15 protein-coding genes are annotated in these 16,898 nt (G+C 73.1%); 7 read left to right on the top strand and 8 right to left on the bottom strand.

Features of this window, described 5'->3' with window-relative positions; translation table 11 throughout:
* Positions 1–22: 22 nt before the first annotated feature.
* On the top strand, positions 23–796 hold the full coding sequence (locus HNP84_RS15330; RefSeq protein ID WP_185050382.1) for an LLM class flavin-dependent oxidoreductase: 774 nt from the start codon (positions 23–25) through the stop codon (positions 794–796).
* Between the two features lie 45 nt (positions 797–841).
* Here HNP84_RS15330 and HNP84_RS15325 read toward each other — a convergent pair whose 3' ends face one another.
* Entirely contained in the window at positions 842–1,273 is a 432-nt protein-coding gene (locus HNP84_RS15325; protein WP_185050381.1) for an SRPBCC domain-containing protein, read from the bottom strand.
* 307 nt (positions 1,274–1,580) lie between these two features.
* Here HNP84_RS15325 and HNP84_RS56055 point away from each other — a divergent pair, with 307 nt between their 5' ends.
* Positions 1,581–5,465 (top strand): metallophosphoesterase, encoded by a 3,885-nt coding sequence (locus HNP84_RS56055; RefSeq protein WP_185050380.1) that lies wholly within the window; start codon positions 1,581–1,583, stop codon positions 5,463–5,465.
* A 56-nt stretch (positions 5,466–5,521) separates the two neighbouring features.
* Here the strand turns inward: HNP84_RS56055 and HNP84_RS15315 are convergent, their stop codons facing one another.
* From HNP84_RS15315 to HNP84_RS15305, 3 genes are read right to left on the bottom strand one after another with little or no spacing between them, the layout of a single operon-like run.
* Positions 5,522–6,367: a CPBP family intramembrane glutamic endopeptidase gene (locus tag HNP84_RS15315; protein WP_185050379.1), complete on the bottom strand. Its 846-nt coding sequence runs from the start codon at positions 6,365–6,367 to the stop codon at positions 5,522–5,524.
* On the bottom strand, positions 6,354–7,430 hold the full coding sequence (locus tag HNP84_RS15310) for a glycoside hydrolase family 113 protein (protein WP_185050378.1): 1,077 nt from the start codon (positions 7,428–7,430) through the stop codon (positions 6,354–6,356). Before HNP84_RS15310 ends, HNP84_RS15315 begins: the two co-directional genes overlap by 14 nt.
* A complete protein-coding gene (locus tag HNP84_RS15305) occupies positions 7,427–8,047 on the bottom strand; it encodes a TetR/AcrR family transcriptional regulator (protein WP_185050377.1) in 621 nt (206 codons plus the stop codon). Before HNP84_RS15305 ends, HNP84_RS15310 begins: the two co-directional genes overlap by 4 nt.
* Positions 8,048–8,123: 76 nt before the next feature.
* Here HNP84_RS15305 and HNP84_RS15300 point away from each other — a divergent pair, with 76 nt between their 5' ends.
* Positions 8,124–9,224, top strand: a complete 1,101-nt coding sequence (locus HNP84_RS15300) for an SPASM domain-containing protein (protein ID WP_221336309.1) — start codon at positions 8,124–8,126, stop codon at positions 9,222–9,224.
* A 50-nt stretch (positions 9,225–9,274) separates the two neighbouring features.
* The gene (locus HNP84_RS15295; RefSeq protein ID WP_185050376.1) at positions 9,275–10,081 is read left to right on the top strand and encodes an SDR family oxidoreductase; all 807 of its coding nucleotides are present in this window, start codon (positions 9,275–9,277) and stop codon (positions 10,079–10,081) included.
* 28 nt (positions 10,082–10,109) lie between these two features.
* Here HNP84_RS15295 and argG read toward each other — a convergent pair whose 3' ends face one another.
* Positions 10,110–11,555 (bottom strand): argininosuccinate synthase, encoded by a 1,446-nt coding sequence (gene argG / locus HNP84_RS15290; protein WP_185050375.1) that lies wholly within the window; start codon positions 11,553–11,555, stop codon positions 10,110–10,112.
* A gap of 280 nt (positions 11,556–11,835) precedes the next feature.
* Here argG and HNP84_RS15285 point away from each other — a divergent pair, with 280 nt between their 5' ends.
* Together HNP84_RS15285 and HNP84_RS15280 are read left to right on the top strand one after the other, a co-directional pair.
* Entirely contained in the window at positions 11,836–12,777 is a 942-nt protein-coding gene (locus HNP84_RS15285) for a sulfite exporter TauE/SafE family protein (RefSeq protein ID WP_185050374.1), read from the top strand.
* Between the two features lie 168 nt (positions 12,778–12,945).
* The gene (locus HNP84_RS15280) at positions 12,946–13,380 is read left to right on the top strand and encodes an RrF2 family transcriptional regulator (RefSeq protein WP_185050373.1); all 435 of its coding nucleotides are present in this window, start codon (positions 12,946–12,948) and stop codon (positions 13,378–13,380) included.
* A 72-nt stretch (positions 13,381–13,452) separates the two neighbouring features.
* Here the strand turns inward: HNP84_RS15280 and HNP84_RS15275 are convergent, their stop codons facing one another.
* Positions 13,453–13,851, bottom strand: a complete 399-nt coding sequence (locus HNP84_RS15275; protein WP_185050372.1) for a Dabb family protein — start codon at positions 13,849–13,851, stop codon at positions 13,453–13,455.
* A 100-nt stretch (positions 13,852–13,951) separates the two neighbouring features.
* On the opposite strand from HNP84_RS15275, the gene HNP84_RS52945 reads away from it, so the two are divergent.
* Positions 13,952–14,611, top strand: a complete 660-nt coding sequence (locus HNP84_RS52945; RefSeq protein WP_312924896.1) for a TetR/AcrR family transcriptional regulator — start codon at positions 13,952–13,954, stop codon at positions 14,609–14,611.
* A gap of 59 nt (positions 14,612–14,670) precedes the next feature.
* On the opposite strand, the gene HNP84_RS15265 is transcribed toward HNP84_RS52945, so the two are convergent.
* Together HNP84_RS15265 and HNP84_RS15260 are read right to left on the bottom strand one after the other, a co-directional pair.
* A complete protein-coding gene (locus HNP84_RS15265; protein ID WP_185050371.1) occupies positions 14,671–15,879 on the bottom strand; it encodes a GNAT family N-acetyltransferase in 1,209 nt (402 codons plus the stop codon).
* Between the two features lie 26 nt (positions 15,880–15,905).
* Positions 15,906–16,895: an ABC transporter permease gene (locus tag HNP84_RS15260; RefSeq protein WP_185050370.1), complete on the bottom strand. Its 990-nt coding sequence runs from the start codon at positions 16,893–16,895 to the stop codon at positions 15,906–15,908.
* Between the last annotated feature and the right edge of the window lie 3 nt (positions 16,896–16,898).

Genomic DNA, 16,898 nt, shown 5'->3' with positions numbered 1-16,898 from the left:
GGGCCGCCCCTAACCTTGGTGCGTGGTGCGATTCGCGGTGGGGCTGCCGAACGTGGGCGAGTTCGGCGACCCGGGGGTGCTGGTGGAACTGGGCGTGGCGGCCGAGGAGCACGGCTGGGACGGGGTCTTCCTCTGGGATCACCTCCTCTACCACGATCGGAGCTGGCCGGTCGCGAACTCGGTGGTGGTGCTGTCGGCCGTCGCGGCCCGCACCCGGCGGGTCCGGCTGGGCGTGCTGATGACGGCGCTGCCGCGCCGCCGGGTGCAGAACGTCGCCAAGGAGACCGCGACCCTGGACGTGCTGTCCGGGGGACGGCTGGTCGTCGGGGCCGGGCTCGGGTCGATGGACGCCGAGTACGCGGAGTTCGGGGAGGACCCCGACCTGAGGGCGCGCGCCGCCAAGCTGGACCGGGGCCTGGAGGAGCTGACCCGGCTGTGGCGGCGGCTGCCCCCGGCGCCGGTCCAGCCGCGGATTCCGATCTGGTGTCCCGGCCGGTGGCCGACGAAGGCGGGCCTGCGGCGCGCGGCCCGCTGGGACGGCGCGATGCCGACGTTCCACCACTTCGGGCGGGAGCGGCCGGTGCCGGTCGCGGAGTTCGCCCGCGTGGTCGGCTTCCTGGCCGCCGAACGGGGCTCCCTGGACGGCTTCGACATCGCCTTGGAGGGCCGCGCCGCCGACGGCCTGGTCGGCGGATACGCTGCCGCCGGCATGACGTGGTGGGTGGAGGCCATGGGCTGGTGGCGCGGCGGGGTCGCGGAGGCCCGCGCGACGATCGCGGCCGGGCCACCGCGCTGACCAGCGGGCGACCACTGCGCCGACCACTGGGCGGTGCGGGCGTCGTCACCCCCGCCGCTCGGCCCGCTCCTTCAGCGCCGCGTTCAGCGCGGCGAAGCCCTCCTCGGTACGCCGCAGCGTCCGCCGCAGGAACGGGACCAGCAGGCCGGTGAACACCTCACGATGGCGCACCAGGGTCCCCTGCCCGTGGGGCTCCAGGATGAAGTCGTGCCGGGCGGCGAGCAGCCCGGGGATCGCGACCTTGCCGAGCCAGCGCAGGTGCCTGGCGGGCTCGGCGACCAGGACAGTCGGATGGTGTGTCATGCCCGCGCCCCCGGGTGGCCTGATGTGCAGGCTGAGCACGCTCCCCGCGACCGCCTCGCCCTCGGCCCGGACGATGAACGGATTCCACTCGGCGTAGCCGGCGAAGTCGGCCAGGACGTCCCAGACCGCCTGCGGAGGAGCCTCGATCACGATCGAGGTGTCGATCGTACGCACCCGCCCTCGCCTCCTCGGGCCGTGTCCGCCCCGGCCTCCACCCCGATTCTGGCGCACGATGCCGAAGGCCGCTCATGTGTTGGGAAATGCGAAGAATCAGATAGTTCCTCTCCCCTTCAGCCTCTTCATGCACACCGTTCACTCCTGCGATCCAGTCTGTCCCGCCGAGGGCAAGCGGCCCGAGCGGCGCTTGTGAACGTGATAGAAGGGACTGCGCCTGATGCAGCCAATGGCAGCGCGGAGGTCACCGCGCGGCTTACGGAGAAGGGGACGCCTCGCCACGGCCGCCGCGGTCGCGGTGTTGCTCGTGAACGGGCTCGTGACGGCGGCGTACGCCGACCCCGGGGCGGGAGAGGCGGATCGGGGCCGGCCGAGCCCGACGCCGACCGGCTCGCAGACCCCGCCGTCGCTCACCCCCGCCGACGGGTCGTACCTGGAGGGCACGGTGAAGGTCGCGGCGGTGCCGGCCGTGGCCGGTGACAGCGTCGCGAGGCTCGACATCGACGGCTCCGCGCTCGACGCCACCCGTACGGTCGGCGTCTCCAAGCTCAGCTTCGACGTCGGCCCGAACTCGACCGAGGCGCGGTACCACAACCACGTGATCGTCAACGGGGTGTACCGCGCCGACATCGGCGACCACGTCAACGAGCGCGCGACCATGGAGATCCCCAACGAGCACCTGGTCAAGGGCGAGAACACCGTCGAGATCGTCGCCGGCGCCATCGAGTCGTCGTGCGGCGTCAACCACGACGACTTCGTGCTGTCGGACGTGGGCCTGGAACTGCTCGGCGAGGTCGCCGACGGCGAGGACAACCCCTACACCTTCTCCTTCGGCGACGGCAACTGCGGTTCGAACACCACGCTGCTGAAGCGCGCCACGCTGAAGTTCTTCATCCTGGGCGACCCGAAGGGCACCACGGGGCTCGCCGCGGACGTGGACACCACGACCCTGGCCAACGGCGAGCACACCATCACCGCGACCACCGCGTCCGGGGCCACGGTCGAGAACACCGTGACCGTGAACAACGCCCCCGCCGGAGCGCCGCGGCTGACGCCCGCCGACGGCACCCTCGTGGCGGGCGTCAAGCCGGTCTTCGCGACGGTTCCGGCCGCCGGCGAGGGCGGCGTGGCGTCCCTCACGGTCGATGACAAGGAACCCCCGGCGAGGGCCACGCTCGGCAACGGCGCCGCGATGTTCTCCTTCGACGTGGGCGCGAACTCGATCGACGACAAGTTCGACAACTTCCTGCTCGTCAACGGCAAGCGCATCGACCTGGGCGGCTCCTGGGCGAGCCGGCGGGTGACCATCGCGGTCCCGGCGCGCCACCTGGTGCCCGGCGACAACACGATCAAGGTGGTCACCGGCGACTACAGGGAGTCGTGCGGCAACAACCGCGACGACTTCACCATCTCCGGCCTCGCCCTCGCGCTCGACGGCGCCACCGTGACCGGGCGGGACGTCAAGCCGTCGTACGAAATGGGCGACGGCGCCTGCGGCAGCAGCCAGACCGCCCTCCGCGAGGCCGAGCTGCGCTACACGATCGACGCCCCGGCGGTGCGCGTCGTCCAGACGCTCGGCTCGGGCGACGCCACCCTCAGCTTCAACGTGGGCGGCAACTCGATCGAGGCGCGCTACCAGAACCACGTGCTCGTCAACGGCCAGAAGGTCGTGCTCGACGGCGACTTCGTGAACCGGCGCGTGGACCTGACGATCCCGAACGAGTTCCTGGTGCCCGGCTGGAACACCATCGACTTCGTGACCGGGACCTTCCCGACCTCCTGCGGCGCCAACCGCGACGACTTCACGATCTCGGACATCGCCCTCACCCCGGCGCGGGGCACGGCGGCGGGCCAGATGCTCAAGGGCTCGTACGGCATGGGCGACGGCAACTGCGGCGACAACGTGAACCCGCTGACCGAGATCGACCTGCAGTTCGTCGTGGACGCCCCGGCGCGCGGCCTGCGCGCGGACCTCGACACCACCGCCCTGGAGGACGGCAGGCACACCGTCGCCGCGGCGTCCACCACGGGCGAGGCGGCCACCCGCCTGCTGCTCACCGACAACTCGGCGCCGAAGGTCGCCCGGAGCGTCCCGGCCGCGGGTGAGAAGATCACCGCCTCGGTCGTGCTGGACGTCAAGCTGGACGACACCTCCGGCGTGGTGTCCGGGCCGGACGTCAAGCTCGACGGCCGGCCCATCGCGCTGGGCGCCCAGGTGGGCCCGGGGCTCAAGGCCGGCACGCACACGCTGTCGGTGACCGGCGCCGACGGGCTCGGCAACACCGCGACCCGCGAGATCGTGTTCGAGTCCGCGGGCATCCCGGACGTCCCCGCCGAGCTGAGCCCGGCGCGGGGCGCCCTCGACGTGTCGGACCCGGTCCGGCTCTCGGCGAAGGTGGCCGAGCCCGACGGCGGCCAGGTGACCGCGACGTTCTCCCAGGCCGAGATCCTGACCCCGAACCAGGTGTTCCAGGGCACCGCGCAGTCGGTCCCGGCGACGCTGCGGGTGCCGGGCGAGAAGAAGGTCAGGGCCGCGGGGCTCGAACCCGCCGACGGCAGGACGCTCGACGCCCCCACCGGCAAGGACCTCGTCTACCAGCGCTTCGACGTGCAGGTGGAGGGCCACGCCGACTCACCGGTGCTGCGCTGGGAGGGCGTCATCGACCCCGAGCGGCTGGCGTCGCTGCGGGCGTGGAACACCGAGACCAGGGCGTGGGACCTGCTGACCAGCGCCCGCGGCGCCGCCGAGGGCAAGACCGTCCTCACGGCCGTCGTCGGACCGGAGCACATCGACCGGCGGCAGGTCCACGTCATGGTGACGGGCGAGGACCCGTTCGCCGACGACATCGAGCCCGGCGACCCGAACGGCTTCGCCGACCCCTCCACCTACGACTTCTCGATCGTGCACTTCACCGACACCCAGTACCTCTCCGAGGGCGCGGTGGAGCAGGAGACCGCCGCGGAGCGCGCGGTGTGGGAGGCGGCGTACGGCGGCATCGTCAACTGGATCAAGGCGAACAAGGAGCAGCGCAAGATCTCCTACGTCGCCCACACCGGCGACATCATCGAGAACAACATCCGCAAGCCCGCGGACGACGCCATGCGGCAGCAGATCGCCGGGGAGTTCGAGGTGTCGTCCAGGCAGCAGCGCGTGCTGGACGAGGCGGGCATCCCCAACGGCGTGATCGCCGGCAACCACGACAACCAGTCGGGCACCGAGAACGGGCCGGAGGCGCTCTACAACCGGTACTACGGCCCGGGCCGGTACCAGGAGGCCGCGAAGGGCTGGCGGCACGCCGAGTACGGCGGCCCGTGGAAGGAGGGCGACAACCAGAACCACTACGACCTGTTCTCCGCGGGCGGGCTGGACTTCGTCGTGGTCGGCCTGTCGTACGGCGTGACGAGGGAGGAGGCGGAGTGGGCCGGCTCGATCTTCAAGAGGTTCGCCGACCGCAACGGCATCCTGCTCTCGCACGACTACATCGTGCCGAGCACCAGCCCCGACGGGCGCGGCGCCGGGTTCGCGGCGCCCGACGGCTCGATGCTGTACAAGACGGTGGTCGAGAAGAACCCGAACGTCTTCCTGATCCTCGCCGGGCACGAGCACGGCGTGGGCACCAACGTCAAGCCGAAGGTGGGGCAGGTCGGCAAGGGCGTCGTGGAGCTGCTGGCCGACTACCAGTTCTACACCGTCTCGGCCGACCGGCTCGGGCTCACCGAGGTCGGCGGGTACAACCCGGACGACCAGCTCCTGTTCGGCGCGAGCTTCCTGCGGCTGCTGCAGTTCGACGTGGAGCGGGCGGAGCTGAGCGTGGACACCTACTCCCCGCTGCTCGACGACTTCGGCGCCACCGAGTTCGACCCGCAGCGCCGCTACAACGGCCTTGAGGACAACATGGTGCTGCCGGTCGATCTCACCTCCCGGGTGACGAGCTTCCAGACCGACTCGCTGGCGCTGTACAAGCCCACCCGGGTCATCGGCACCAGCAGGGTCGCGTCGGGCCAGGTCGCCACGGTGACCTGGGACCGGCTCAAGGACGACACGGCCTACGCCTGGTTCGTCACGGCCCGCTCCGCCGGCGGCGGCGTGACCGCCTCCGAGCCGAGCGTCTTCGTGACGAGGGACGAGCACGGCCGCCCCGGCAAGTGGGGACCCGACTCGCCCATGTACCGCTGGTTCGACCGCCGCTGACCGCCGCTGACCGCGGCGCCGCCCCGGGCCACCCGCACGGGGCGGCGCCGCGCCGCTCATCGGCGCGCGCCGGGTCCGCCACCTCCGAGCCAGGCCGGGTGCCGCCGGGCGATGCGGTGGAGCGCCGCGACCACGGCCGCCGGCGGCAGTACGCCGATGAGCAGGGTGGCCATGAGGCCGCCGGTCAGCACGTGGGCCGGAAGCAGGACGGTCGTGGAGGTGGCCGCCAGGACCGCCGCGCCCATCCACACGTTCCCGGACAGGGCGCGCAGGTAGCCCAGCGCCAGGGCCAGCCCGAACTGCGCGACGGCGCCGGTCACGCCCGGCGGGCCGAGCACGGCCGCCAGGCTCGCGGTCTGGATCGCCGCCGTGACCGACAACAGCGTCCAGCCGCGCAGGCGGCCGGCCAGGTTGGTCTGGACGTAGCCGCGGAACAGCAGTTCGGTGGGCAGGGCGTGCAGCAGCAGGGTGCCCGCGAACACCGGCACGAGGGCGAGCGCCGGCGCCGGGTCCCGGAGCGGCGGCACCGCCCCTGTGAGCAGGAGCACGGCCAGGCCGGCGGAGGCGGCGGCGTACCAGGCGAGGGCCCCGGCGAGCAGCGGGCGCCATCCCCGCGCGGGTCCGGGCAGTCCCAGGGCGGATGCCGGCCTGCGGTCCAGGACGCGCACGGCCACGAGCACCACGCACACCATGAGCGCGCCCTGCACACCGAGCGACAGGTAGCGCTGCGGGGAGCCGTAGGCGTGCGGGGGCGGGAGCAGCGCACGCGCCGACGCCGTGAGCGCGGTCGCGGCGAGGACCACGACCGCTACCCGGGCGACGGGCGTCCAGCGGGGGACGGGCGCGCTCGCCCCACGCGTCGCACTCGCCTGCCGGCCGGCGAGGCGGTCACCGCCGTTCATCGGGCGCTCCTTCCGCGTGTGCCCGCGCGGCGTCGCGGTGGGCCGCGTAACGCCGGGCGACGGTGTCGAAGGCGAGCTTGGGGCGCCAGCGTTCGGGCTCGTCCGGGTCTTCGCCGGGCAGCACCGCGACGACGCCGAAGCTCCCCATGTCGGTGTCGTGCGCGGGGTCGGCGACGTGCGGCAGCCCCGGCTCGCTGAAGGCCCACACGAACACCCCATGGGTCCCCACGGCCTCGAACAGGTCGAAGGCCCGCTCCAGGTAGCCGGCCTGCACGCTCTCGTCGCGTACGGGCCTGCCGCGCACCGGCCGCCGCGGGTCGCCGGTCAGGATGTCGAAGCCGGTGGCGCCCTTCTCCGCCGCTCCCCGGTAGGCGCAGCAGCCGACCTCCAGGGCGAGCACCGGCTTGCCGCGGGCGACGACGGCGCGCAGGTCGTCGGCCAGCCGCCAGTGGTTCGTGGCGTCGGGGTAGGCGTCGAGGCCGACGTAGTCGAAGCGGGTCCAGTCCACGCGCTCCCACATGCCGGCCCCGTACGTGAGCGGCCCGGCGAAGTCGCGGCGGGCGACATCGACCGCGCGGTCCAGGACGCCCCGCAGGCGCGCGTTGAACCACGGCAGCAGCCACCCGCTCCACACCAGGTTCCTGCTGCGCCGCCCGAAGGTGCGGCCGGGCACGATGCCGGTCATCGACAGGCTGATCTCGCAGCCGAGGTTCAGCCCGACCCCGCCGCCGTACTCGTCGTGCAGCCGTCGCGCCGCGCGGGCGGCCCGGCCGACCGCCTCCAGCAGGCCGGGCTCGGGCAGGTCGAACGGGCGCGGCTGCAGCCAGGTGAACAGGCCGAGGCCGCGCGCGATCTCGCCCGTCCGGGCCAGCCGCCCGGTGTCGCTCGCCACGACCGAGACCGCGTCGCAGTGCAGGTCGTCGCGGATCGCGCGCAGGTCGTGCTCGACGTCGGCGGCCCGCCAGGAGGGGCGGGAGTTCCAGTCCTTCTCGTACAGGGTGCCGGCGTCGTAGCAGATGCCGCGGAAGGCGAAGGGCCGCGGCGGGGGCTGGGGGGCGGTCATGAGGGGGCCTCCTTCCGCACGGCGCGCAGGACGAACCGCACCAGGCGCCGGCCGTAGTCCTCCAGGTCGAGCGTGGCGTCCTTCTGCCACTCGGTGAGCACGCCGTCGAGCGCGTGCAGCAGGGTCAGGGCCGCGATGCGCACGTCGAAGTCGTCGCCGAACTCCCCCGCCCTGCGGCCCTCCTCCAGGACCCACTCGAAGCCCTGGGTCTCGTCGCGCGCCTTGAGGTACAGGGGCGTGCCGGACTCGTCGCGGTGGCTGATGACGATCTCGGAGGCGGCGAGCCACTTGTGCCGGTTGTGCCGCATGTAGTCCAGCTCGGCGGTGATGAACGCGGCCAGCCGGTCGGACCAGGTGTCGCAGGCTCCGAGCGCCGCCTCCACCGCCTCGCCGCACTCGGCGTACACCTGGGTGACGACCTCGCGCAGCAGTTCCTCCTTGCCGGCGAAGTGGTAGGAGATCACGCTCTTGGAGATCCCGGCCGTGGCGGCGATCTGGGCCAGCGACGCGTTCGCGTAGCCGCGCTCGGCCACGGTCACGATCGCGGCGTCGATGATCTGGCGCCTCCGGGCCTCCTCCACGAACGTCCGGCCGGTCGGCCGGGAATCAGTACGCATGGCCTGAATCTAGGCCGATCGGCCGAAAAAGGCCAGGGTTCTCCCCGTGAGCGACCGGGTACGAGGCGTAGCGGGGGTGAGACGATCGCGGGCCGCGCCGCGGGCAGGGGGGCCGGCCCGCGGCGGAGGTGACGGCGAGGCGGCCGGATCGGCGGAGATGGGCGGCGACGCGCGCGACCCGGCGGAGGTGCCGCCGCTGCCGGCGCACCTCCAGCTTGAGGTGACCTCGGCGTGCAACCTGCGCTGCCGGATGTGCCTGGTGCGCTACCGCCCGCCGGTGAACAGGGCCGAGGGGGCGATGGCGCCCGAGCTGTTCCACCGGCTGCTGGAGGAGGTGCCGGGGCTGCGCCGGCTCACGTTGCAGGGCCTGGGCGAGCCGCTGCTGTCACCGCACCTGATGCCGATGCTGGCCGAGGCCAAGCGGCGCGGCATCCGGGCCGGGTTCAACACCAACGCCACCCTGCTCACCGCACGCCGCTCAGCCGAACTGGTGGAGCTGGGGGTGGACTGGGTGCACGTCTCCTTCGACGCCGCCCGCGCCGCCACGTTCGAGGCGATCCGCGACGGCGCGGACTTCGCGGCGGTCGCGGCCGGCATCCGGGGGCTGTGGCGGGCCAAGCGGGCCGCCGGGGCCCGGCTGCCGTGGACCCGGGTGGTCCTGGTGGCGATGCGGCGCAACCTGGCCGAGCTGCCGGACGTCGTACGGCTGCTGTCGGGCTGGGGCGTGGACGAGCTGCGGGTGCAGAACCTGGCGCACTCCTTCCAGGACGCCGGCGACGGCTATGCGGAGATCCGCGCGTTCACCGAGGCGCAGGCGCTGTGGCGGGGCGAGGACCGGGCCCGTACGGCGCGGGTCTTCGCCGAGGCGGCGCGGGTGGCGGGCGAGTGCGGCCTGCGGCTGCGACTGCCGGAACTCACCGAGCGGCGGCGGGTCCGCGCGGACGGGGAGCCGGGCTGTTCCTGGCCGTGGGAGGCGGCGTACGTCACCAGCGAGGGCGCGGTGCAGCCGTGCTGCATGGTGATGGGCGACGACCGCATCGCGCTGGGCGACCTGCGCCGGCAGAGCTTCGCCGAGATCTGGGCCGGTGAGCCGTACCGGGAGTTCCGCCGCAGGCTCCGGGGCGAGGACCCGCCGGAGGTGTGCCGCGGCTGCGCCCTGTACCGCGGCACGTTCTGAAGGCGCGGGCCGGAGGGTTTGAGCCGCCGCCGGGCTGGAAGGGGCCAGGGATGAGCGACGCGTACGATCGAGTGGCGGTGGTCACGGGGGCCGACTCCGGCATCGGCAAGGCCACCGCCGTGGCCCTGGCCGAGCAGGGGTTCGACATCGGCATCACGTACCACATGGACGAGGAGGGCGCCCGGACCACCGCCGGCCTGGTCCGCGACCTGGGCAAGGTGCCGGCGGTGCGCAGGCACGACCTGACCGACCCGGAACGGGCGGCGGCGGTCGTGGACGAGCTGGCCGACGAGCTCGGCGGCCTCGGCGTCCTGGTCAACAACGCGGGCACCGGGAGCGCCGAGCCGCTGCTGGAGATGGGCTACGAGCGCTGGCGGTCGGTGCTGGCGGTGGACCTCGACGGGGCGTTCCTGTGCGCGCAGCGCGCCGCCAGGCGCATGGCCGGCTCGGGCAGGGGCGGGCGCATCGTCAACGTCACCAGCGTGCACGAGGAGTACCCGCGCGTGGGCGCGGGCCCGTACTGCGCCGCCAAGGGCGGGCTGCGCATGCTCAGCCGCGTGCTGGCGCTGGAGCTGGCCGAGTACGGCATCACCGTCAACACCGTGGCGCCGGGCGAGATCGCGACCCCGATGACCGGGCAGGAGGACCTGCCGCCGCAGACCGGCAGCAGGCCGGGCTACCCCATCTCCAGGCCGGGTGACGCGCGCGAGGTCGCCGCCGTCGTGGCCTTCCTCGCCGGCCCCGCCGCCTCCTACGTCACCGGGACCACCGTGTTCGTGGACGGCGGCCTGGGGATGATGGGCCCCCAGGCCGCGGGCGCGCTGCACTCGGGCGACTGGCGCACCGGCCGACCGTGACCGAGCCGCCGGCCGGGCCGTAGGGCGGTCAGTCGGTGCCCGCCTCCATCGCGGCGTGGTCCAGCAGCTCGTCCTCGTCGGGGCCCTCGCCGCGGGAGGCGATGGCCTCGGCGCCGCCCTCGGCCATCGCGCCGATCAGCTCGGTCGGGGCCGCCTGGGCGCCGATCAGCGCCGGGTGCGCGCTGCCGACCAGGCCGAGCCTGGCGTACTGCTCCAGCTTGGCCCGGGAGTCGGCGATGTCGAGGTTGCGCATGGTGAGCTGGCCGATGCGATCGACCGGCCCGAAGGCGGAATCCTCGGTGCGCTCCATGGACAGCTTGTCGGGGTGGTAGCTGAACGCCGGCCCGGAGGTGTCCAGGATGGAGTAGTCCTCGCCGCGCCGCAGCCGCAGGGTCACCTCGCCGGTGACGGCGGTGCCGACCCAGCGCTGCAGCGACTCGCGCAGCATCAGCGCCTGCGGGTCCAGCCAGCGGCCCTCGTACAGCAGCCTGCCCAGCTTCCGTCCCTCGACGTGGTAGCTGGTCAGGGTGTCCTCGTTGTGGATCGCGTTGACCAGCCGCTCGTACGCCGCGTGCAGCAGCGCCATGCCCGGCGCCTCGTAGATGCCCCGGCTCTTGGCCTCGATGATCCGGTTCTCGATCTGGTCGGACATGCCCATGCCGTGGCGGCCGCCGATGGCGTTGGCCTCCAGCACCAGATCCACGGGGGAGGCGAACTCCTTGCCGTTGATCGTCACCGGGCGGCCCTGCTCGAAGCCGATCGTGACGTCCTCGGCGGCGATCTCGACCTCGGGGTCCCAGAACCGCACGCCCATGATCGGCTCGACGATCTCGATGCCGGTGTCGAGGTGCTCCAGCGACTTGGCCTCGTGGGTCGCGCCCCAGATGTTCGCGTCGGTGGAGTACGCCTTCTCCACGCTGTCGCGGTAGGGCAGGCCGTGGGCGAGCAGCCACTCCGACATCTCCTTGCGGCCGCCCAGCTCGCTGACGAAGTCGGCGTCGAGCCACGGCTTGTAGATCCGCAGGGACGGGTTGGCGAGCAGGCCGTACCGGTAGAACCGCTCGATGTCGTTGCCCTTGAAGGTGGAGCCGTCGCCCCAGATCTGCACGCCGTCCTCGAGCATCGCGCGCACCAGCAGGGTGCCGGTCACGGCCCGCCCGAGCGGGGTGGTGTTGAAGTAGGTGCGGCCACCGGAGCGGATGTGGAACGCGCCGCAGGCCAGGGCCGCCAGCCCCTCTTCGACGAGGGCGGCCCGGCAGTCGACCAGCCGGGCGACCTCCGCGCCGTACGCCGTGGCGCGGCCGGGCACCGAGGCGATGTCGGGCTCGTCGTACTGGCCGACGTCGGCGGTGTAGGTGCACGGAACGGCACCCTTCTCGCGCATCCACGCGACCGCGACCGAGGTGTCGAGGCCGCCGGAGAAGGCGATCCCGACACGTTCACCGACAGGCAGGGAGGTGAGAACCTTGGACACAAGAAGAATTATGCACTCCACTGCATGACAATGCAAAACGGCCCCGCACGGCGGCCCACACGGCGGCGCACACGGCGGCGCGCACGGCGGCGCGCCGACCGCGCCCCCCGCTCCCCCGTGCGCACCGTCCGTCCAGGGCGTCCCGCGCACGATCGCCCGCGCCCCACCCGGGCCGGGGTGGCGCCCCCGTCACGCCGGGTGAACTCCCCCTTGACCGCCCCTGGGGAGTAATTAGATAATTCCTACGCGTATAGTAGGGAAACCCGGGAAAGGGTATGCGGTGCGATCACTCATCCTGCTCGCCCTGGTCGGCTTCGCCGCCCAGCTTGTAGACGGCAGCCTGGGCATGGCCTATGGCGTCACCTCCACCACACTTCTGCTGGCCGTCGGCACGAACGCGGCGGCGGCCTCGGCCACCGTCCACCTGGCCGAGATCGGCACCACGCTGGCCTCGGGCATCTCCCATTGGCGCTTCAACAACGTCGACTGGAAGGTCGTCGCCAAGATCGGCATCCCGGGCGCGGTCGGCGCCTTCGCCGGGGCCACCTTCCTGTCGAGCCTGTCCACCGAGGTCGCCGCCCCGATCATGTCGCTCATCCTGCTGGCGCTGGGCGTCTACATCCTCATCCGCTTCACCGTCGCCGGGCTCCCGCGCGGCGAGCTGGGCAAGCCGCTGCGCAAGCGGTTCCTCGCGCCGCTCGGCCTGGTCGCCGGCTTCGTGGACGCCACCGGCGGCGGCGGGTGGGGCCCGGTGGGCACCCCGGCGATCCTGGCCAGCGGCCGCATCCCGCCCCGCAAGGTGATCGGCTCCATCGACGCCAGCGAGTTCCTGGTCGCCATCGCCGCCAGCGTGGGCTTCCTGGTCGGCATCGGCTCGGAGAACATCGACTTCGCCTGGGTCGGCGTGCTGCTGCTCGGCGGCGTGATCGCCGCGCCCATCGCCGCCTGGCTGGTGCGCCACATCCCGCCGCGCATCCTGGGCTCCGCGGTCGGCGGCGTGATCATCATCACCAACGTCCGCACCCTGCTGCGCAGCGACTGGATCGACGCCCCCGGCAACATCCAGGCCATCGCGTACATCGCCATCGCGATCATCTGGGCGGGCGCCATCGCGTACTCGGTGCGCGAGTACCGCCGCGACAAGGAACACGAGTCGGTGGAGGCCGTGGAGGCCGAGCTGAACCGCCGGACCGAGGAGGAGGAGCCCACCCCCGCCGCGTGACCCTCCGGACGAGGACTTCTCCTCCGGAGCAGGACGTCGCCGGACCCCCGGCTTCCCGGTCCCGCTCTCCCGGGAGCCGGGCCGGCGGCGTCCGGCGACGCGAACCAGCACCCGCCGACGAACAGGAGCCTTTCCGTTGGGGTCGAGTGCCCGCTTCCGGGACACCTGATGCGCATCTCCGCCCGCACCCAGTACGCCCTGCGCGCCATGGTCGCCCTGGCCGCCGCCGGCGGGCTGATGCACGCCGAGCAGATCGCCACCGAGCAGCGCATCCCCCGCCGCTTCTGCGACAACATCCTGCTGCACCTGCGCCGGGTCGGCCTCATCCACAGCCAGCGTGGCCCCGAGGGCGGCTACTGGCTGGCCCGCCCGCCCGAGAAGATCTCACTGGCCGACGTGATCCGGGTCACCGAGGGCGTCGAGCCCCCCGCCGGCGACTTCCCCGGCGCCGCCGCGCCCCTGGCCGAGATCTGGGCCCGGCTGCACGACCACGAGCACGCCCTGCTGAGCGAGATCACCCTGGCCCACATCGTCGAGGCCCCGGCCGGGCTCCCGCTCGCGGAGCGCATCGACGAGTGGCCCCGCCCGGACGGCCGTTCCTGAGCGTCCCGCCGCGGAAGCGCCACCACCTGCCGGCCGGTTCCCGCCCGAGGCGGGAACCGGCGCCGGGGGCGGTCAGGCGACGCGCACCTCCGGGATCGCCTCCAGCATCGCGCCCCACTCGGGGTAGGCCGCGACCTTCTTCTCGTGCAGGGCCAGCATCTTGCGGGCCAGCTCCGGATCGGGGTCGTCGGAGAAGCGCACGGCGGTCAGGCGGGCGAGGCGGGGGATGATGGTGTGGTCGCCCTCCAGGTGCACCGGGTCGTGCATGTACCGCTCCAGGGCCGCGAGGTCCTCGATCCCGACGCAGTAGGCGTGCGTGTAGCCCTCGGCCGGGTCGCCCAGGTCCCGCCCCACGGTGGAGTAGGACACCGACTCCACGGCCGCCGTCCGCCGCATCGCCGCCAGGACCTCGGCCCGCTCCTCCTCGGTGGTGCCGTCCTTGAACGCGAAGCGCAGCAGGTTGACGATCATTGCCACTCCCTGATTTGAACTCGTCAGTTCAGATTTATGGCTTTGAAAGTAACACGTTCCCGGACCGAACTGAACCCGCGAGTTCAAGTAGGATGTGGGCGTGACGGACGTAGTGGCCTCCACCCGGCGGCCGGCCCCGCGCGGGCGCATCGACAAGCGCAAGGCGATCCTCGACGCCGCCTTCGCCGTGTTCGCCCGCCGCGGGTACGACCAGGCGTGCGTGCAGGAGATCGCCGAGGAGGCCGGGGTCGCCAAGCCGACCGTGTACAACCACCTCAGCGACAAGGAGAACCTGTTCCGGCACGCCGTCGAGACCGCGGCCGAGGCGGTGATGGCCGACAACCTCGCCGTCGTGGAGCTGGTGCGCGAGCCCTCCGGCGACCTGCGCGCCCTGCTGGAGGACGTGGCGGACCGCATGCTGCGGATCTGCTGCGACGAGCGTTCCCGCGCGCTGCGCCGCCTGACCTACGCCCAGCTCGTCCGCTTCCCCGACCTGATCGAGGTCGTGCACCGGCGCACCTCGACCCGGGTCGCCGAGGCCCTGGCCGACCGCCTGGCCCGGCTGTGCCTGTCGGGCCACCTGCGCCCGTGCGACCCGGCCCAGGCCGCGGAACAGTTCCTCGCCCTGCTCACCGCCCCCGTGGAGGCCCGCTCCCGGCTGGGCGGCCGCGAGGTGCCCCCCGCCGAGATCGACGCCGTGGCGAGCGCCGCCGTGGACACCTTCCTGCGCGCCTACCGGCCGGAGCCCGCCACCTCCTGACCCCCCGCGACAGTGACCGGAGGCGGCCCAGGCCGGGGATCCGGGGCGGGCCGCGAAGGTCAGAAGACGGTGCCGGCGAACGGCAGGGAGTCGGTGCGGAACAGCGCCTCGGCCGTCTCCAGGGCGCCCTCGCGGTGGACGGCGACCCGGCCGGCGCGGGCGTGCTGCCACCAGCGGGAGCCGCCCAGGTAGAGCGCCGCGAGGGTCGCGACGTCCAGCGACAGGTCTGCCGGGCGCTTCGTCCTGGCCACGCCGTCGGCGCTGATCATGTAGGTGCCGGTGTTCCCGGGCAGCAGGTCGTCGGTGACGGTCACGGCCACCGAGCCCGGCCCCCGGTAGGTCCGTCCGGCGAGGGCGGCGGGCACGTCCACGAGCCGCAGCCAGGTCTCGTCCCGCACCGCGACCGTGCGGACGGCGCGCTCGTCGGTGAGCAGCAGCGGCAGCGGGTCGTCGGGGGCGGTGGACGGCAGCACGATGTGGTCGACCAGGTCCAGGCCGAGCAGATACCGGATCAGCCCGGCGTACGCCCGCGGCGTGGCGGCGACCAGGTCGTCCACCACGATGGTGCGGTCGCGGGCGGTGAACCACTCCGAGGTGCCGATCGGGTGGTAGCGGGCGTACCCGTCCTCCGCGCCGTCCTCGCCGTGCACGACGACGTACGCGGGGCCGGGCTCGGCGGCCTGGCGCAGCTCCTGCTGCCGCCACCAGGAGACGGGCCGGCCGATCGCGCCGGTCCAGACGGCGGCGTCCTCGTAGATCCGGGCGAGCGGCTTCCAGGAGGAGGCGGGGTCGAGCAGCCGGACGCGGCCCCCGCGCGGCGCCGTCTCGCGTACGCGGGCCTGCCTGCGCGCGACCTCCCGGCGCGCGGACGAGCCGGCGATCCCGTACCCGAAGCGCTCGTAGATCACGGCCTCCGAGGCCCGCAGCGTGGCGACGACCTCCCCCCGTTCGGCGCAGTCGGCGAGTTGGCGGCGCATCAGCGCCGTCACGATGCCCCTGCGGGTGTGCGTGGGCAGCACGCCGACGTGCGTGACGGCGGCGTGCGGAAGGCGCGCCCCGCCCGGCACGACGAGGGTGCTCGCGTAGGAGTCGGCGGTGCCGGCCGGCTCGGCGCCGTCGAAGACGCCCAGGGTACGCCCCGGCTCGAAGAACCGGGTGACGTCCGTGCCCGGCGGGAGGGGCGGCAGGCCGAGCAGGGCGGTGCGGAACGTCGCGGACGCCGCGAGCAGGTCGTCCTCGCCGCTCAGCACGCGCACGTCGAAACTCATGGTCGTCTCCTTGGGAATGGGGGTGCTCAGCCGGCGGCCGGGTCGCGCAGGCGGGTGATCACGTCCACGGCGAAGGTCGAGATCACGAAGATCGCGGCGGCGAGGATCGTGGTGCCGATGACGACCGGGAAGTCCCCGCCGGCCGCCGCCTCCACCGCCAGCCGCCCGACCCCGTCCAGGCCGAAGATCTGCTCGGTCACGATGGCCCCGCCCATCAGCGCGGCGAGCTCCAGCCCGCCGAGCGTGATGATCGGGTTCAGCGCGGCGCTGAGCGCGTGCCCGAACAGGACCCTGCGCTCCGTCACGCCCTTGGCGCGCGCGGTGCGAATGTAGTCGGCCCCCAGCACGTCCAGCATGGCGGCCCGCACCACGCGCTGGAAGACGCCGATCTCGGCGATGGCGATGGTCAGCCAGGGCAGCGCGAGGTGCCTGGCCCACTCCAGCGGGTCCTCGGTGAGGCCGGTGTAGCCGCTGCCGGGGAACCACCTGATGCCGTACGTCGAGAGCGTGAAGTACAGGAAGTACGACAGCAGGATGCCGGTCAGGAAGGCCGGCACGGACAGGGCGGCGTAGGAGAGCGCCGACAGCGCCCGGTCGAGCGGGGAGTCCGGCTTCCTGGCCGCCGCCACGCCGAACAGGATCGACAAGGTCATCCAGATCACCAGCGCGCCCAGCGCGAGCGACAGCGTCACCGGCAGCTTCGACAGGATCAGCTCGGTGACCGGCCGCTGCTGCCGGAAGGAGTACCCGAGGGCCGGCGGCCAGTTGAACAGGCCCATCGGCGCGCCCTGGATGTCCGGGCCCCGGTAGAGGTAGTGCCACAGTTGCAGGTACCACGGCTCGTCGAGACGCAGCGCGCGGGTGATGCCGTCCAGCGTCTCCTGGGTGGCGTTGCGCGGCGCGAGGACCGCGGCGGGGTTGCGGTAGGCGATGCGGGTCAGCGCGAACGTGATGACCAGTACGGCCAGCAGGGTCGCCAGCGCCCGGAGCGCGTGGGCAGCGATGTGCTTGATCATGGC

The organism is Thermocatellispora tengchongensis, assembly GCF_014202315.1.
Taxonomy (GTDB): Bacteria; Actinomycetota; Actinomycetes; order Streptosporangiales; family Streptosporangiaceae; genus Thermocatellispora; species Thermocatellispora tengchongensis.
The sequence above is the reverse complement of the archived record's forward strand: the minus strand, read 5'-3'. Positions and strand labels throughout refer to the sequence as shown.